At 70.0% G+C, this 17,507-nt stretch carries 15 protein-coding genes; 4 read left to right on the forward strand and 11 right to left on the reverse strand.

The genetic code is table 11. The annotated features are described in order from the left end of the window. Nucleotides 1-55 precede the first annotated feature (55 nt). Together nagE and JOF44_RS02995 are read right to left on the reverse strand one after the other, a co-directional pair. Nucleotides 56-1,996, reverse strand: a complete 1,941-nt coding sequence (nagE, locus tag JOF44_RS02990) for an N-acetylglucosamine-specific PTS transporter subunit IIBC (protein ID WP_209887212.1) — start codon at nt 1,994-1,996, stop codon at nt 56-58. A 207-nt stretch (nt 1,997-2,203) separates the two neighbouring features. Next, entirely contained in the window at nt 2,204-3,907 is a 1,704-nt protein-coding gene (locus tag JOF44_RS02995; RefSeq protein WP_342591648.1) for a cation:proton antiporter, read from the reverse strand. A gap of 348 nt (nt 3,908-4,255) precedes the next feature. Here JOF44_RS02995 and JOF44_RS03000 point away from each other — a divergent pair, with 348 nt between their 5' ends. After that, nucleotides 4,256-4,783, forward strand: a complete 528-nt coding sequence (locus tag JOF44_RS03000; RefSeq protein ID WP_209895641.1) for an HNH endonuclease — start codon at nt 4,256-4,258, stop codon at nt 4,781-4,783. A 9-nt stretch (nt 4,784-4,792) separates the two neighbouring features. On the opposite strand, the gene JOF44_RS03005 is transcribed toward JOF44_RS03000, so the two are convergent. Further along, complete coding sequence (locus JOF44_RS03005; RefSeq protein WP_209887218.1) at nt 4,793-5,086, reverse strand: YrhK family protein; 294 nt, start codon at nt 5,084-5,086, stop codon at nt 4,793-4,795. Nucleotides 5,087-5,245: 159 nt separating this feature from the next. Between JOF44_RS03005 and JOF44_RS03010 the strand changes: the two genes are divergently transcribed. Both JOF44_RS03010 and JOF44_RS03015 read left to right on the forward strand, forming a co-directional pair. Further along, nucleotides 5,246-6,805, forward strand: a complete 1,560-nt coding sequence (locus JOF44_RS03010; RefSeq protein WP_209887223.1) for a UDP-N-acetylglucosamine 1-carboxyvinyltransferase — start codon at nt 5,246-5,248, stop codon at nt 6,803-6,805. Between the two features lie 132 nt (nt 6,806-6,937). Beyond that, complete coding sequence (locus JOF44_RS03015) at nt 6,938-8,182, forward strand: MFS transporter (protein ID WP_209887226.1); 1,245 nt, start codon at nt 6,938-6,940, stop codon at nt 8,180-8,182. A gap of 53 nt (nt 8,183-8,235) precedes the next feature. Here the strand turns inward: JOF44_RS03015 and JOF44_RS03020 are convergent, their stop codons facing one another. The 5 genes from JOF44_RS03020 to JOF44_RS03040 all read right to left on the reverse strand — a co-directional run bounded on the left by JOF44_RS03020 (nt 8,236) and on the right by JOF44_RS03040 (nt 13,853). Further along, nucleotides 8,236-8,709, reverse strand: coding sequence for an OsmC family protein (locus JOF44_RS03020; protein ID WP_209887229.1), 474 nt, complete (start codon nt 8,707-8,709; stop codon nt 8,236-8,238). Continuing rightward, nucleotides 8,706-10,088, reverse strand: a complete 1,383-nt coding sequence (locus JOF44_RS03025) for an LLM class flavin-dependent oxidoreductase (RefSeq protein WP_209887232.1) — start codon at nt 10,086-10,088, stop codon at nt 8,706-8,708. The genes JOF44_RS03020 and JOF44_RS03025 overlap by 4 nt, the downstream gene beginning before the upstream one ends. Next, nucleotides 10,085-11,443 carry an MFS transporter gene (locus JOF44_RS03030; RefSeq protein ID WP_209887235.1) on the reverse strand — a complete coding sequence of 453 codons (1,359 nt, stop codon included), beginning with the start codon at nt 11,441-11,443 and terminating at the stop codon, nt 10,085-10,087. The genes JOF44_RS03025 and JOF44_RS03030 overlap by 4 nt, the downstream gene beginning before the upstream one ends. A gap of 455 nt (nt 11,444-11,898) precedes the next feature. Continuing rightward, a complete protein-coding gene (locus JOF44_RS03035) occupies nt 11,899-13,032 on the reverse strand; it encodes a Gfo/Idh/MocA family protein (protein ID WP_209887238.1) in 1,134 nt (377 codons plus the stop codon). Then, nucleotides 13,029-13,853, reverse strand: a complete 825-nt coding sequence (locus JOF44_RS03040; protein ID WP_209887241.1) for a sugar phosphate isomerase/epimerase family protein — start codon at nt 13,851-13,853, stop codon at nt 13,029-13,031. Before JOF44_RS03040 ends, JOF44_RS03035 begins: the two co-directional genes overlap by 4 nt. A gap of 118 nt (nt 13,854-13,971) precedes the next feature. Here JOF44_RS03040 and JOF44_RS03045 point away from each other — a divergent pair, with 118 nt between their 5' ends. After that, a complete protein-coding gene (locus JOF44_RS03045; protein WP_209887245.1) occupies nt 13,972-14,601 on the forward strand; it encodes a TetR/AcrR family transcriptional regulator in 630 nt (209 codons plus the stop codon). 3 nt (nt 14,602-14,604) lie between these two features. Here the strand turns inward: JOF44_RS03045 and JOF44_RS03050 are convergent, their stop codons facing one another. The 3 genes from JOF44_RS03050 to JOF44_RS03060 are packed head-to-tail and all read right to left on the reverse strand — an operon-like array spanning nt 14,605 to nt 17,506. Further along, nucleotides 14,605-15,468: an ABC transporter ATP-binding protein gene (locus JOF44_RS03050; protein ID WP_209887248.1), complete on the reverse strand. Its 864-nt coding sequence runs from the start codon at nt 15,466-15,468 to the stop codon at nt 14,605-14,607. Further along, on the reverse strand, nt 15,465-16,478 hold the full coding sequence (locus JOF44_RS03055; protein WP_209887251.1) for an ATP-binding cassette domain-containing protein: 1,014 nt from the start codon (nt 16,476-16,478) through the stop codon (nt 15,465-15,467). Before JOF44_RS03055 ends, JOF44_RS03050 begins: the two co-directional genes overlap by 4 nt. Next, complete coding sequence (locus JOF44_RS03060) at nt 16,475-17,506, reverse strand: ABC transporter permease (RefSeq protein ID WP_209887254.1); 1,032 nt, start codon at nt 17,504-17,506, stop codon at nt 16,475-16,477. Before JOF44_RS03060 ends, JOF44_RS03055 begins: the two co-directional genes overlap by 4 nt. Nucleotide 17,507: the final 1 nt, after the last annotated feature.

Raw genomic sequence — 17,507 nt, forward strand, 5'->3', positions numbered from 1 at the left:
GCCACCGGGCCGCCGCCCCGTTCACCGCGTCCGGGTGTCCCGGCCGCGCGTCCGCTCAGATCAGCTCGATCCGAGCCTCCTTGTCGTTGAGCACGATCACCGGTGTGACCGTCTCGTACCCCGCCACGCGGATCGCCGAGAGGTCTGCGCGCAGCAGCGGCGTGCCGGCGGTGACGTGCTCCCCGGTCTCCACGAGGGTCGTGAAGCCCTCGCCCTGCAGCTTCACCGTGTCGAGGCCGACGTGGACGAGCACCTCGGTGCCGTCGTCGAGGGTGAGCGCCACCGCGTGGCCGGTCGGGAACACGTGGGTGATGGTCCCGGCGGCGGGGGCGACGACCTCGCCCGAGGTCGGCTCGATCGCGACGCCCGGACCCATGATGCCCCCGGCGAAGGTCGGATCCGGCACCTCGGACAGCGGCACGACGGTGCCGGCCACGGGCTGGCGCAGGCGGACCAGGGAGCTCGTGCGCACCGCGGTGGCGGTGCTTCCGTCCGCTCCCCCGGTCGCGTCCGCGACGGCGCCCGGCTCCCCGGACTCGACCGGCTCCCTCTTCCCGGTCACGATGTCCTCCATGGCGTCCTTCACGAACTGGACGCTGGTGCCGTAGACGACCTGGACGGACTGTCCGCCCGGCTTCATGGTGCCAGCGGCTCCGGCGCGCTTGAGGGCGGCCTCGTCGACCGCCGTGGTGTCGGCGACCTCCATGCGCAGACGGGTCGCGCAGTTCTCGAGGTCGATGATGTTCTCCCGGCCGCCGAGTGCGGCGAGGAAGGCGGTGGCGGTCACGAGGTACTTGTCCGCGCCGGGGGCGACGGCGTCATCCTCGTCCACGAGGTCCTCGTCATCCTCCCGACCAGGGGTCTTCAGGTCGAAACGGCGGATGATGAAACGGAAGACGAGGAAGTAGACGACGAACCAGAACACGCCCATCAGCGGGATCGCCCAGGGGTTCTGCGCCATCGGGTTCACCCAGCCCAGCACCAGGTCGATGAAGCCGCCGGAGAATCCGAAGCCCATCCGCACCGGCAGCGCGGCGCTGACGCCCATGGAGATTCCCATGAACAGCGCGTGGACCACGTACAGGCCCGGAGCCAGGAACATGAAGGAGAACTCCAGCGGCTCGGTGACACCCACGAAGAACGAGGCGATGGCGCTGGAGAGCAGCACGCCGCCGGCGACCTTGCGACGGGCCGTCTTCGCCGTCACGTACATCGCCAGCGCCGCACCGGGCAGGCCGAGCATCATGATGGGGAAGAATCCGGTCATGTACTGGCCGGTCACGCCGTGGGTGCCTGTGGCGTCGAGGAAGTTGCCGAGGTCGTTGATCCCGGCGACGTCGTACCAGAACACGGAGTTCAGGGCGTGGTGGAGGCCCAGCGGGATCAGCAGACGGTTGAAGAAGCCGTAGATGCCCACGCCGACGGGGCCGAGGGTGAGGATGAACTCGCCGAAGCCGACCAGACCCGAGTACACCAGGGGCCAGACGAAGAACAGCACGAGGGCGACGACGAGCGAGATCCCGGCGGTGATGATCGCGACCGAGCGCTTGCCGGAGAAGAAGGACAGGGCGTCCGGCAGCTTCGTGTCCTTGAAGTGGTCGTACACCCAGGCGCCGATGAGGCCGCAGATGATGCCGACGAACACGTTCTCGAGGTTGTCGAAGGCCGGGTTGACCGCATCCTCCCCGATGCCCCGGAAAAGCGCGACGTTCTCCGGTTTCAGCAGCGTCGTCACCATGAGCCAGGAGACGAGGCCCGCGAGCGCGGAGGTGCCGTCGGATTTCCTGGCCATGCCGATGGAGATGCCGATGGCGAACAGCAGCGGCAGATGGTCCAGCAGCGCGTCGCCGGCGGTCTTGAAGAAGACGCCGGCGAGGTTGGCGTCGTCGCCGGTCGCGTTGATGATCCAGTAGCCGATACCGCTCAGGATCGCGGCGACGGGGAGTACGGCCACGGGCAGCATCAGAGATCTGCCCAGGCGCTGGAAGAACTTCATCGGTACCTCTCAGAAGGCAGAGCGCACCACGAGATCCGGCGGCCGTGCCGGGTGGTGCGCTCCGGGGAACGGCGGACATTGTCCACCGTGGGGCGGGTGTGCGGCACGCTCAGGCCGGTCCGGCATGAGGGAACTCGCACCGCTCCACACGACCCGACGTGGAGAGCGCTGTCAAGACTCGGCGACGAAGAACGTCCGTCCTCGGGCTCAGGCCCCCGTGATGCGCACGTATCCCTGGTCAAGCTGCTTCTGGGCGCGCTTGATGGTGCTGGAGTCGTAGGAACCGGTCGAGCGCGCCTCGTTCAGGGCGTCCTGCTGGGCGTCCAGGATCAGCTGCAGGAGCTCGGGGAGCTGGGCCTTGGCCGAATCCTGCTGCTGGCCCCCGCTCCGAGGACTGGTCATGCGGTCATGCATCTGCCGGGCGCGTTCGAGGACCGCCGGGTCGAAGGGTCTGCCGTCCCGGCGCCGCAGGTCGGGATTGTCGACCACCTGGCCGACGGCGGCCTCGTTGACCTCGGACAGCAGCAGCGAGAGCTCGCGTCGGGCCCGTTCCTCATCGGTGCCGCGGATGCCGAGCACCCGGATCAGCAGGGGCAGCGTGCCGCCCTGGCCCACGAGGGTGACCAGGGCGACGACGAAGGCGACCAGGACCAGCTGGGTGCGGTACGGGAAGTCGGTGGGCAGCGACTGCGCGGCGGCGAGCGTGACCACGCCGCGCATGCCGGACCAGGCCAGGACCGCTCCGCCGCGCCAGCCCAATCCGTTGCCGGCGTAGAAGCGGGCATCTGCGTGGCGGCGCTGCAGCCAGCGCTCGAGCCGCTCTCGGCGCGGATTGGAGCGCAGGCGCTCGTCGGTCGAGACGTGGTCGAGCACCTCGGAGAAACGCCGCGCCCGCTCCGCGTAGTCGGATCGACGCCGACGGGCGGTGAACACCACCGGCACCACGAAGACGGTGCGGATGACCCCGAGCAGGACGGTGACCGCGAGCCCGATCCACACCGCGCTCCAGACCGACAGCCCGTCGTGCGAGACGTCGTCGATCAACGTCATCAGCTGCAGGCCCATCAGCAGGAACACGCCGTTCTCCAGCAGCAGCTGGGCGGTCAGCCAGTTGGTGCGCTCGGCGTTGCGGTCGGCCACGCTGAGCCGGCGCACACCGGTGGCGCCGGTGACCAGCCCGGCCGCGACCACCGCGAGCACCCCGGAGGCGTGGGCGAGCTCGGCGGGCAGGAAGGCGATGAACGGCACCACGAAGGAGATGGCGGTGGTCAGCACCGGCTGGTCGATCTTCGAGCGGATGCGCACGGCGACGAAGCCGACGACGGTGCCGACGACGATCGCCACGGCCACGGCGTAGAAGAAGTCCCCGGCGGCGTGCCAGAAGGAGAAAGCACCGGCGGTCGCGGCGACGGCCGTGCGCAGGAGCACGAGAGCGGTCGCGTCGTTGACCAGGCCTTCGCCCTCGAGGATGGTCAGCAGTCGCGGGGGCAGGCCCAGACGCTTGCCGATGGAGGTCGCGGCGACCGCGTCCGGTGGGCTGACCACCGCGCCCACGGCGACGGCGGCGGCGTAGCTGAGGTCCGGGAAGATCGCCCAGAGCAGGGTGCCGACGACGAAGGCGGAGACCAGCACCAGCACCACGGAGAGCGCACCGATCGTGCTGAGGTCACGGCGGAAGTCCATCACCGGCATGTTGACCGCCGCCGAATAGAGCAGGGGCGGCAGCACCACCGTCAGGATCAGCTCGGGTGCCGGGTGGACCTCCGGCATCCCCGGGATGAGGCTCACGCCGAGGCCGACGATCACCAGGATGATCGGCGTGGCCAGCCCGAGCCGCGTCGAGAAGTAGGACGCCGCGACGATGATCAGCACTGCCACGACGGCCACGATCTCGAACTGTTCGAATCCCACTGCCGTCCTCAGGTCGCCTCGAGCCGCCCGCGACCACGAGCTCCCCCGGGCTGCAGCGTGACGGGTGGTGACGCCGGATCCGTCGGGCGTCGTGACCATTTTTCCATTGATCGGAGCCGTCGTCCGGGTTTTTGCTCGACGATCTGCGCTCCGAGATCGTTGCGCGGGCGCAGGTCCGGCCGTGCGACGGAGGAACGGCCGACGGGCCGACACGCAGAGTTTCCAGGCCATACACCGATCACCGGCGTCCCGGACACCCGCAGCGGGCAGAATTCGGTGGAGAACCATACGTGCGTCGGGTCACACTTTCCACACTCGATGGACGGCCGACGGAAGGCGGTGAGCACGATGCCCGTGGTGAGGGTCTACAACCTCGGATACGACGTCGCGACCGGCATCGGCGAGCTGCTGCACACCACCACCGTGCGCCACGCCTTCGGCATGATCCGCCGCGAGGTCGCCGATCCCGTCGAGCTGACCATCGTGGAGGACCGGATCGTCCCCACGGTCCTCGAGCTCACCCGCGAGCTCAGCGGCGCCTGGGTGGAGGGTGCCGGACAGCGCTCGATCGGCTTCTCCTTCCGCGCGGTCCACGAGCGCGACCACTGGACCTGCGCCTACTGCGGACGCAGCGTGTCCAAGACCCCGGCCTGCGAGGCGCTGCTGGCCACGGTCGACCACATCGTGCCGCGCTCCCGGGGCGGGGAGTCCTCGTGGCTGAACCTGGTCTCGGCGTGCAAGGAGTGCAACAACCGCAAGGCTGCCAAGACGCCCGCGGAAGCGGGGATGAACCTGCGGTTCGAGCCCTACGACCCGGCGCGCGCCTACCGCGTCGGAGGTCAGGTCGAGGCTCTGCCGGTGCTGCTGGCCGGCTGAGCGCCGAGTTCAGAAGTCCATCGGGTGCGCAGGCTGTTCGCTGCCCTGCTGGCGCAGGTGCACCCGACGGGCGAGACGGATGGCGGGGCGGATGGTCATCTGGATGCTGCCGATCAGGAACAACCAGGTGCCGACGGTCATCAGCTGCTCGGAGAAGAAGCAGATCGAGCCGACGATGAACCAGATCCCGATCAGCACATCGTTGGCGATGCTGGCGGATTCGTAGCGCTTGCTCAGCTCGAGCTCGTGGTGACCGATATGCACCTCGATCGGGACATCGGTGCGGTGGTCGCGATGGTCCATGACGCCTCCTTTGTGGTCGTCTCCACTGTCCCACCACCGCACAGGCCCTCCGCGCTCCTCCTCCGCCACGCTCCCTCCTCACCGCGCTCGGATCCGACGTGACGAGAGCCGCACCAGATCCCATAGCAGGTATCTCATTCATGAGATAACGTCGGAAGCATGACGCAGACGACGGAGATGCCCGCCCCCGGGACCGAGAACTACCGCGAACGGATCGGGGCGATCATCCGTGACGCCCGCCTCCACGCCGACCTGACCCAGACCCAGCTCGCCGCTCAGCTCGGCACCAGCCAGAGCGCCGTGAACCGCATCGAGAAGGGGCAGCAGAACTTGACCCTCGACACCCTCTCCCGCCTGGGAGCCGCCCTCGACTCCGAGTTCGTCGGCGTCGGCGCCTCCGGCCCCAGCCACCTGCGCGTGCACGGCGGGACCACTCTGCACGGCGAGATCGAGGTCAAGACCTCGAAGAACGCAGGGGTCGCCCTGCTGTGCGCCTCCCTGCTGAACACCGGCACCACCGTGCTGCGCAAGGTCGCCCGCATCGAAGAGGTCAACCGGCTGCTGGAGGTGCTCACCTCCATCGGGGTGAAGGCACGCTGGCTCAACGAGGACAACGATCTCGAGCTGCGCGTCCCCGAGCGTCTGGACCTGGGCTCCATCGACGCCGACGCGGCTCGTCGCACCCGCAGCATCATCATGTTCCTGGGGCCGCTGATGCACCGTGCCCAGACCTTCCAGCTGCCCTACGCCGGAGGCTGCGACCTCGGCACCCGCACCGTCGAGCCGCACATGACCGCGCTGCGGCCGTTCGGCCTCGACGTCGTCGCGACCGAGGGCTACTACCAGGCGACCGCCTCGGAGGGCACCGGCCCCCGCCGGCCGATCGTGCTCACCGAGCGCGGGGACACCGTCACCGAGAACGCGCTGCTGGCGGCCGCGCTCTACGAGGGCGAGACGATCATCCGCAACGCCAGCCCCAACTACATGGTCCAGGACCTGTGCTTCTTCCTCGAGAAGCTGGGCGTCCGGATCGAGGGGATCGGCACCACCACCCTGACGGTGCACGGGACCACCTCCATCAGCACCGATGTCGAGTACGCCCCCAGCGAGGACCCGATCGAGGCGATGAGCCTGATCACCGCCGCGATCGTGACCGGCTCGAGCATCACCGTGCAGCGGGTGCCGATCGAGTTCCTGGAGATCGAGCTGGCCATCCTCGAGGAGATGGGCCTGCGCTACGACCGCTCCGCGGAGTACACGGCGCGCAACGGACAGACCCGTCTGGTGGACATCACGACCTACCCCTCGCAGATGAGGGCCCCGATCGACAAGATCCACCCGATGCCGTTCCCGGGCCTGAACATCGACAACCTGCCGTTCTTCGCGGTCATCGCCGCGAGCGCGGAGGGCCAGACCATGCTGCACGACTGGGTGTACGAGAACCGGGCGATCTACCTCACCGAGCTCACGAAGCTCGGCGGGAACGTGAAGCTCATGGATCCGCACCGGGTGCTCATCGCGGGCCCCACACGCTGGAGCGGCACCGAGATCGTGTGCCCGCCCGCGCTGCGGCCGGCAGTGGTGATCCTGCTGGCGATGCTCGCCGCCAAGGGCACCTCGGTGCTGCGCAACGTGTACGTCATCAACCGCGGCTACGAGGATCTCGCCGAGCGGCTGAACAAGCTCGGCGCCCGGATCGAGACCTTCCGGGACATCTGAGCCGTCCGGGCCTGTGGGGCGCCGCATCCGGTAAGTCTCGCGGGCCGCCTGAACTCTCTCGACCGCCGGATGCCGACCTGCGCATACTGAGGCGATGAGCGCCGACCGCACCGCGCCGCCCCGGACGGCACGATGAGGGAGCCGCTCGCCCTGCGCGGATTCCGCAGCTACTGGGTGGCCGGGACGGTCGGGGCACTCGGGCTGTCGGCCATGACCGTCGCCGTCGACGTGCTGGTCATCGATGTGCTGGGTGCCTCGGAGGGGGAGGTCGGCCTGGTGCGCGCCGCCCAGTTCCTGCCGCATCTGCTGCTCGGACTCGTGGCAGGGGCGTATGTCGACCGGTGGCGCCGTCGGCCGACGCTCGTCATCGCGTCGCTCGCCCAGTCCGCGCTGCTGCTCGCCATCCCCTTGCTGCTGCTCGCCGGTGCGCTCTCGATCCCTGCGGTCATCGTGCTGCTGTTCGCGATCGGTTGCTGCACCGTGCTGATCTCCGCCGCGGAGAAGTCCTATCTGCCCGACCTCGTGCCGCGACGATCCCTGGTCCTCGCCAATGCGCGTCTGGGACAGTCCGTCACCGTCGCCCAGACCTCCGGTCCCGCGCTCGGCGGGCTGCTGATCAGTGTTCTCAGCGCTCAGGCCGCGCTGCTCGTCCCGGTCGTCGGCCGCGTGATCGGGGCGGTGATGCTCGCCCGGATCCGTCGCCGGGAGCCGGCTCCCTATCCGCAGTCGCCCCGTCTGCTCCGGGGCATCGGCGAGGGGCTGCGCTTCCTGTACCGCCATCGCACGCTGACTCCGTTGGCGCTGTCGACCCATGTGTGGTTCGTGGCCAACAGCATCGCCGTGACCGTGCTGAGCCTGTTCGTCCTGCGCGGGCTCGGGTGGTCCGCCGGGGCGTACGGGCTGGTGCTCGCCTCGGCCGGCGTCGGCGGTCTGCTCGGCGCACTGGCCGCGCACCGTGCCGCGAGGCGCCTCGGGGAGGGTGACGTGATCATCGCAGCCCGGCTCCTCTGCGCGCTGGCCTGGGCCGCCACCGCTCTGACGCCGGACGGGGCCCCGGCAGGGGTCTCGGTGGTGTATCTCTGCGTCGTCCAGCTGGTGTACGGCTTCTCGATGGGCATCGAGGAACCCAGCGAGATGGCGTACCAGCAGGCGGCGGCGCCGCGCTCGATGCTGGGCCGCGTCAACGCCTCGATGCGGTCGGTGAACCGTACCGCTGCCGTGATCGGGGCCCTGGTCGGGGGTGTCCTGGCCGGCACCGCCGGTTTCCGGCCGACGTTCGCGATCGTCGCCGTCGTCTTCGCCGCGGCCGTCGGCCTCGTCCTCCTCTCGCCCCTGCGCGGCGGCAGGAGCGGGCTGGAACGGGACTCGAAGGAGTAGGCATCATCCCTGCGCCGGCCCGCGCGCAGGCCGGCCCCCTGCCCGGGAGGGGATCAGGTCCCGTCCCGACCGAACCGCCAGTCGATCACGAGATCCACGCCCGCATCCCGCACCAGGTTCACGGCCGGGCAGCGCATCTCGCTGAGCCGCCGGAGCGCACCGCGCGTGACCTCGTCCCCGTCGATGTCCAGGGTGAGAGTCAGCAGGAAGTCCTGGAAGTGCGGGGAGACCTCGGCGGTGCCCTGGAACCCGCGCACGTCCATGTGGGCGTGCGAGGAGGTCTCCAGCGCGGTCAGCGTCAGACCGAGCTCGGCGGCGACCGTCTCGATCACCACGGTCAGGCAGCCGTTCACGGCGCCGGCGATCAGCTCCATCGGGGTCGGCGCGGTGTCCGTGCCGCCGACGGCCTCCGGCTCGTCGCTGGCCACGGTGAAGGAGCGCACCTGGCTCTCGGTGCGCATCCGGCCCTGCCACCTGCCGTGGGCGCGGACGGACTTCAGCTGCGGCTGAGCGGCCACGACGCTCATGCGCGCGTCCCCACGGCGGCGGGACGGAACGAAGCGCCCCGATGGTCCTCGGCCAGGCGCGGGCCCTTGCCGAGCACGGCCTCGCGGAAGGTGGCTCCCGGCCGCTGCTCGGCCAGCAGTCCGCGGCGGCGCAGCTCCGGGGACACGTGGCGGACGAAGTCCTCCTGCCCGCCGGGTCTGATGACGCTGGAGAGGTTGAAACCGTCGACGTCGGCCTCCTCGCGCCAGCGCTCGAGCTCGTCGACCACCGTGGTGGGAGAGCCGACGATCACCGGGCCGCGGCCGCCGATGCTGATGAAGTTCGCCATCTCCCGGATCGTCCAGACCCGATCCGGGTCGAGCGTGGTGAAGGTGCTCAGCGCGGACTGATGAGCCTCGGTCTCCAGGTGCTCGATCGGGGCGTCGATGTCGGCTCCGGCCAGATCCACCCCGGTCCAGCCGCCGAACAGGGCGAGCGCCGCCTCAGGGTCGACGTAGCGCTGGTAGTCCTCGTACTTCGCCCGGGCCTCCTCGTCGGTCGCGGCAGTGATCACGGTGGCCATGGTGAAGATCTTGACCGCGTCGGCCGTGCGCCCTGCGGCCACCAGGTCGCCGCGGACCGTGTCGACCCAGCCGCGGACGATCTCCGGCGTCGGCCCGTTGTAGAAGATCGCCTCGGCATGCTTCGCGGCGAAGGCGAGCCCGCGCGGGGAGGCACCGGCCTGGAACAGCAGAGGGGTGCGCTGCCGGGAGGGCTCGGCCAGCGCAGGACCGGGGACGCGGAAGTGCTCGCCGACGTGGTCGATGCGCCGTACCCGCTCCGGATCGACGAAGATGCCGGCATCGGCATCCGCGACGATCGCGTCGTCGTCGATCGAGGCCTCCCACAGCTTGTAGACCACGTCCATGTACTCCTCGGCGCGGTCGTAGCGCTGATCGTGCGGGGCCTGCCCGGACAGGCCGAGGTTGCGGGCGGCGGAGTCCTGGTAGGAGGTGACGATGTTCCAGCCGACGCGGCCGTCGGTGAAGTGGTCCAGCGTGCTGAAGCGCCGGGCGAGGAGGTAAGGGTGCTCGTAGGTGGTCGAGGCCGTGACGCCGACGCCGATCGTGGAGGTCTGCGCGGCGATGGCGGGGATGATGACGCTCGGATCGAGGATCGGGTACTGCACTCCCCCGCGCATCGCGGCATCACCGTCGCCGCCGAAGACGTCGTACTGGCCGAGGATGTCGGCCAGGAAGATGCCGGAGAATCCGCCGTCCTCGAGGGTGCGGGCCAGGTCGGTCCAGTAGTCCAGGCGGTTGTACTCGCGGCTGCGGTCCGCGGGGTGGCGCCACAGGCCCGGGGACTGGAAGGCGGGCACCAGCATCTCGAAGGCGTTGAGCATGATCGGCGTGGTCATCGGGTCTCCTCGAAGTCGTCGATGGTCAGGGGGTCGATGGAGCGGTCACGGACGGGGTCCTTCGCGGCGAGGGCGGCGACGAGCGACAGGGCGCACAGCGCGGTGATGTACAGGCAGATCAGCCAGGGGGTGTCGTGCCCGGCCAGCAGCAGGGAGGCGGCGATCACGGGGGTCAGGCCGCCGGAGAGCACGGTGCCGACCTGACAGCCGACGGAGACGCCGGTGTAGCGCACCGACAGCGGGAACTGCTCGGCGAACCAGGCCGCCTGGGGGCCGTAGATGGAGTCGTGCAGGATGTTCATCCCCAGGATCATCATCAGCGGCAGCGCCACGATCGGGCCGGCGTCGAGGAAGGCGAAGAACGGCCAGATGAACACGGCGATGCCGATGATCGACGCCACCGCCAGGGGCTTGCGGCCCACGCGGTCCGAGAGGGCGCCCCACAGCGGTCCGGAGGCCAGGCCGATCGCGGATCCGATCAGCACGGCGGTGACCCCGGAGGAGGCATCGCCCCGGCGATGGTCGAGGTAGCTGATGAGGTAGATGGCGAGGATCGCGAACAGACCGGGCTGGGCCAGGCGCAGGCCGATGGTGATCAGCAGGGCCCGACGGTGGTGGCGCAGCACCTGCGTCAGCGGGGCCTTCTCGACGCGGTCCTCGGCCTTCAGGGCCCGGAAGGCGGGGGCGTCGGTGATGCCGGCGCGGATGATGATGCCGACCACCACGAGCACGGAGCTGGCCAGGAAGGGCAGTCGCCAGCCGAAGGCCTCGAACTGCTCGGTGGTGGTCAGCGCCTGGACGATGGCGAAGGAACCGGTGGCCAGCAGCATCCCGGCGGCGGAGCCGACCTGGGTGAAGCTGCCGAAGAAGCCGCGCATCCCGCGCGGTGCGTGCTCGACCGACAGCAGCGCCGACCCGCCCCATTCGGCGCCGCAGGCCAGTCCCTGCAGCAGCCGCAGCAGCACCAGCCCGAACACGGCCAGCACGCCGATGGACTCGTAGGTCGGCAGCAGGCCGATCGCGGTGGAGGCGGCGCCCATCGTGATCAGCGAGGCGACGAGGATCGCCTTGCGACCGATGCGGTCGCCGAGGTGCCCGGCGACGATGCCTCCGACGGGGCGGGCGATGAAGCCGACGGCGAAGGTCGCGAAGGCGCCGAGAGTTCCCGCGACGGCGGAGTGCGCGGGGAAGAACTGGGTGTTGAAGATCAGCGCGGCGGCGGTGCCGTAGAGGTAGAAGTCGTACCACTCCACGGTGGTGCCGATGAAGGCCGACGACAGCACGCGCACCTGCAGACGAGGATCACGGGGGCCGGGCGGGCTGCCGGGGACGTTCTCGAGGTCGACCGCGGTCATGGGCACCTGTCCTGGGGTCGGGGCGGGGCGCGGGAGGAGCCCCCGGACCATAAGGTCATCTGATGCCACCAGACGCTAATCGTGATGCCCCGAACCGAGAAGTGCTCCCGACACACACCGACACATGGCGTCGCGGCCGAGAACGTCCTTTTCGGTGCCTCACCACCCCCTGAGCCGCCCAGAGTTGCACTCTCGATCGAACGCGCGTCGATCGGTGACCTGTCGCGACCGATCCGGCGTCGCGACCGGCCGAGCTCCGCTCCGTCGAGCGCACGACACGCACGGCACGACGGAGCCCCCGCCGCCGCCCGCGGATGCGGGGAGGTGACGGGGGCTCGGGCCAGGGATGACCAGCGCCTGCCGGACCCGACTGGCCTGTCGTCCCGGACTGGGCCGTCGTCCCGGACTGGCCTGCCGGACCCGACAGGGCAGCCGGACCCGACGGGGCAGCCGGATCAGACCGTGCGCGCGAAGGGGTCGAAGCCCTCGGGCAGCAGCGGCACGTCGGCGACCGAGCTGTCCACGGTCACGAACTCGCCGGAGGCCGCGGACTCCTCGGCCGAGAGCATCACGTCGAGCACGTGGTAGCCGAGCTCGCCGCTGGCCACGTGCGGGCGACCTTCGGCAATCGCGCGGACCATGTCCAGCAGGCCCAGGCCGCGCCCGGTGACGATGCCCTCCTGCGGCACCTCGATCCACTCCTGCTCCGGGGGCTGCTCGCCGAAGGACTCGAAGGGGCGCACGTAGGCGATGCGGCCCTCGAACATGTTCGGGTCCGGGACCACGAGCGAGCCCTTCGTGCCATGGATCTCGACCACGCCCTGGCGGGCCAGCGGCGAATCGAAGCTGACCAGCGAGGTGCCGGTCTGGCCGGCCTCGAACTGGGTGAGCACCGAGATGGTCGAGGGGACCTCGACGGGGAAGGTCTCCCCGGCCCTGTCGCCCACCTGGATGGTGCGCTCCTGCTGGGCCGTCACGCCCATCGCGGCGACCGCCGAGACGGTGCCGAACAGGCTCACCAGGGTGGTGAAGTAGTACGGGCCGATGTCCAGCAGCGGACCCGCGCCCTTCGCGAACAGGAAGCCGGGGTTCGGATGGAAGACCTCGGGGCCCTGGTACTGCATGGAGGTCTGGGCGAACAACGGGCGGCCGATGGTGCCCTTGGCGATCTCGCGCTTGGCGGTCTGGACGCCGGGGCCGAGGACGGTGTCGGGCGCGCATCCGACCCGCACCCCGTTCCGCTCGGCCAGGGCCAGCAGGGAGGAGGTGGACTCGCGGTCCAGGCCCAGGGGCTTCTCGGTCCACACGTGCTTGCCTGCGGTCACCGCGGCGGAGGAGATCTCGGCGTGCACGGCCGGGATCGTGAGGTTGACGATGACCTGCACGTCCGGGTGGTCGAGCACGTCCTGCGCGGTGCCGGAGGCGGGCACGCCGTGCTTGGCGGCCTGCGAGGCGGCGCGCTCGGTGTCGAGGTCGCCGAGGATCAGGACGTCGACGTCCGGGAACGAGCCGAGGTTCTCGAGGTAGGTGTCGGAGATGACGCCGACGCCGATGAAGCCGACGCCGACGGGAGTGGTGGAGCTGCTCATGCTGCGAGGCCCTTCTCGATCAGGAAGTCGTAGCTGTCGGCGATGTCCTCGAAGACGTCGCCGGGTGCCTTGTCGTACTCGATCACGGCGTACTGCACGGCCGTGGCCGCCTGCATCGCCTCGATGGTGGGGACGTCGCCCTCGCCGGCGTGGCGCTGGTCCAGGCTCGAGGAGTCGAAGGCCGGGGCGTCGGGGGCGAAGGGGTTCGAGGCCGGCGCGATGCCGTCCTTGACGTGGATCGCGGCGAGGCGGTCACCGAGCTTCTCGACGAGGCCGACGACGTCCTGCTGGCCGGCCAGCGCCCAGAACAGGTCCAGCTCGATCACGACGGAGGGGTCGACCAGGTCGAGGAAGCGCTCGTAGGCGGTCTGACCGTCGAACGAGGCCACGAACTCCTGCGCGTGGTTGTGGTACCCGACGCTCAGTCCGTACTCCTTCGCCTTCTCGGAGGCGGCGTTGAGGCGCTCGGCGATGTCCTTCACGCCGTCCTCGGTGAGCCACCGATCCGCGGCGACCATCGGTTCGATGACGGTCTTCATGCCGATCTCGGCGGCGGCCTCGAACACGACCTCGTTGGCCGGGGTGGGGATCGAGCCGTCCGGGGTCCACAGCTCGTCCGAGAGCAGGGGCGCGTGGCCGGTCGGGGAGCTCAGCCCGGCCCGGTCCAGAGCCGCCCGGATCTCCGTCGGACGGCCCACGAAGTCGAAGGCCTCGACGGTGCGCAGGCCGATCCCGGCGAGTTTGTCGAGGGAGGCGTTCATGTCCGCCGAGAACTCGGCGGCCAGCGTATAGAGCTGGATGGAGGCGATGGGCAATGCCATGTCGATCCTTCTTTCTCACGGTTGTCACCCGCTGGCCGCACGTCACGGTGAGGGCGTGGAGGAAAGATTACCACGCAAACCCTCCACCCGGAGGTTTCTTTGCGCGTAGCATCGCGCCATGACCACCGAGGAACGCCGCGCTCCCGCGGAGCCCCAGATCATCGGCCGCGCCGGGTCGTACTCCAAGGGCGTCGCCCGACGCCAGGAGATCCTCGACCGCGCGATCGACGTGTTCCGCGAGCGCGGCGCCGACGGCACCTCGCTGCGACGGATCGCCACTGCCATCGGTGTCTCCCATGCGGCGCTGCTGCACTACTTCGACTCCCGCGAGCAGCTGCTGGTCGCGGTCTACGAGCACGCCGAGTCCAAGCGGGACACCGCGAAGATGTACGGCGACTCCATCTCGGCGCTGGACGTGCTGGTCAAGGCCGCGATGATCAACATCGGGGTCCCCGGGATGGTGGAGCTGTACACGACCCTGCTGGCGTCCTCGCTCGCGGTCGACGCCAGTCCCTCCAATACGTTCTTCACCGCGCGCTTCGCCCGGATCCGGGGCGAGCTCACGGAGCGTCTGATCACGGAGCAGGAGGACGGTCGGATCCGTGACGACGTGGATCCGGCCGACATCGCGGCCCTGCTCATCTCGGCCTCGGACGGCCTGCAGATCCAGTGGCTGCTGGAGCCCTCGGTCGAGCTCGAGGGCACCCTGGAGACCTTCGCGGTGCTGCTGGCCCCGCCCGCGCCCTGAGCCCTACGACTTCAGGCTTCCCCGCAGATCGGGGACGTCGGAGAGCAGGCGCTTGGTGTAGTCGGCCTGCGGGGAGAAGATGACCTCCTCGGTGGTGCCGCGCTCGACCACCCTGCCCTGCTCCATCACCGCGACGCGGTCGGCGAGGTAGCAGGCCTGGCCGATGTCGTGGGTGATGAACAGGATGGTCATCCCCAGCTCGTTCTTCAGGTCGTGCAGGACGTTGAGCACGTTCACCCGCAGCGTCGCATCGAGCATGCTGGTCGCCTCGTCGGCCAGCAGCACCTTGGGGCGCATCATCAGGGCGCGGGCCACCATGACGCGCTGGCGCTGTCCGCCGGAGAGCTGGTGGGGGAACTTGTGCAGCGTCTCCTTCGGCGTCATGTCGACATAGCCCAGGCACTCGGCGATGAGAGCGTCGGCCTCGTCGGCCGGGACCTTGGCGAGCGAGTGTCCCCGGCGCAGCAGGGATCCCACGGTGAAGAACTGGTTGTACGAGGCGAAGGGGTCCTGGAAGACCGCCTGCACCTCGGTCCAGTACTCCCGCAGACCGCGACCGTGCAGGTGGGTCACGTCCTGGCCGCGGTAGGTGATGGTGCCCGAGGTCGCCGGCATCAGCCGCAGCAGCATCCGGGCCAGCGTCGACTTGCCGGAGCCGGACTCCCCCACCACCGCCAGCACGCTCGTCTCGGGGAACTCGAGGCTGACGTCGTCCACGGCCGTGATCTTCGATCCGGCGACGGAGAACTCCTTGGTGAGGTTCTGGCAGGACAGGAGGATGTCTCCTCCGCCGCGGCTGCGGGTGAGCGTCTCCTCGCGCGGTCCGCCGGACGGATCGCGCGGCGCGTCGGTGCTGTTCTCGCTCATGGGGTGCCCACCTCTTCGGTGCTCGTGGTCGTGGCGGTCGTGGCGGTGCCTGCCGGGCCCGACGGGTCTGTCGGGCCTCGCGGGTCAGTGCCCGCCGCGCCGTGGCCGGTACGGCGTGCCACACCGCGCCGTCGCGTCTCGTGACTGGGATCGAGCACCGAGGACAGCAGGGTGCGGGTGTACTCGTGCTGCGGGTCCTCGACCAGGCGGCGCGTGGGCCCGGTCTCGACCAGCCTGCCGGCGTTCATGATCGCGAGCCGGTCGGAGACCTGGGAGAGGACCGGCAGGTCATGGGTCACGAAGATGACGCCCGACATGATGCCCTGCTCGACCATCGCCAGCAGCATCTCCACCAGCTTGCGCTGGCTGGAGACGTCCAGGGCCGACGTGGGCTCGTCCGCGATCAGCAGCCGGGGGTTCTGCAGCGTGGAGATCACCGTGATCATGCGCTGCTTCATGCCGCCGGACAGCTGGTGGGCGTAGGAGTCCAGCACCCGGACCGGCATCTCCAGCATCGTCAGCCGCTCGCGGGCGACGTCCAGGGCCTCGTCCTTGGTGACCTTCGGGTCGTGGGCGCGCATGACGTCCTTGACCAGGCTGGAGATCCGCAGCGTCGGGCTGATGGAGTTCATCGCGCCCTGCGGGAGCATCGCCACGGTCCGTCCCCGGTAGGGCCGGTGCCGGGCGAGGTCGGAGGCGTGCAGGGTCGACAGGTCGATCTCCTCCCCGTCGATCTCGAGGGTGCCGGAGAGCACGTACAGCGGCGGGGTGGCGATCATCGACAGCGCGTTGCCGAGGGTGGTCTTGCCGCAGCCGGACTCCCCCGCCAGCCCCAGGATCTCCCCGTCGCCGAGCTGGAGGGAGACCCCGTCGACTGCAGTGAAGTCCTCCTCGCCGCCGCCGTAGACGCAGCGGATGTTCCGGGCCCGGGCCAGCGTGGCCCCGCGGGCGGAGGGGCCGGAGTCGGCCCCCGGCGGGGCGCCCCCGGTGCTCGTGCGCTCATCGGTCATACCGGATCACCTGCTTCGGATCGCTCGGGGTGCTCGTGCGTGCCCCCTGCACCGGGGCCGGCGGGGGCGCCGGGGGCGACGGCCTGCTCCGCGAGCAGCCGCGCCTCCTCCTCACGCCGGGCGGCGGCCTGCTTCATCTGCTTGCGCTTGCCGCGTCGCAGGCGCGGATTGAAGACCTCGTCGAGGCTGGCCTGCAGCAGCAGGAAGCCGAAGGAGACGAGGGTCAGCACCAGCGTCGGCGGCAGGAACGCCCACCAGGCACCGCTGGCGACGGCCTGGAAGGCCAGCGCCCAATGCAGCTGGGTGCCCAGCGAGTTGACCCCGGAGGGGCCCAGGCCCAGCATCGACAGCGCGGCCTCGGCGAGGATGGCCCCGGCGACCTGCAGCACGAACGCCATCACGGCGTAGGACAGGATGTAGGGCAGCACATCCTTGAGCAGGATGCCGGGCAGGCGCACCCCGGACAGCCGGGCCACGTCGATGTGCTCGCGGGTGGCGACCGAGGAGGCCTGCGCGCGCACCGCCCTGGCCGTCCAGGGCCAGGAGGTGATCCCGATGACGATCGCGAGCGACCAGATGGTGCTGTTGGGCAGCGACATCGAGATCAGGATCAGCACGACGATCGCCGGGATGGCCAGGACCACGTTGGTCACGCCCATCAGGAGTTCCTCGAACCAGCCGCCGACGTATCCGGCCAGCAGGCCGACGCCCACCCCGATGGTGGTGGCGACGATGCCGGCGACCAGGCCGATGATCAGCGAGGTGCGGGTCCCGGCCATCAGCACGGCGATGACGTCGTGGCCGAAGTTGTCGGTGCCCATCAGCAGGCCGTTGCCCGGCGGGTCGTAGAGCGACCCCACCTTCTCCGCCGGCCCCGTGGGGTAGACGAATCCGGCCAGGCTCATCAGGATCACGCCGGCCACGATGACCAGCGCGACCCAGAACCGGGCGGAGACGTTGAACGAGCGCAGGGTGTTCGCCCGCGGCGCGGCCGTCTCCTCGGCCATGGAGGTGTTCACGGTCGACATG

Source organism: Brachybacterium fresconis (assembly GCF_017876515.1).
GTDB classification, from domain to species: Bacteria; Actinomycetota; Actinomycetes; order Actinomycetales; family Dermabacteraceae; genus Brachybacterium; species Brachybacterium fresconis.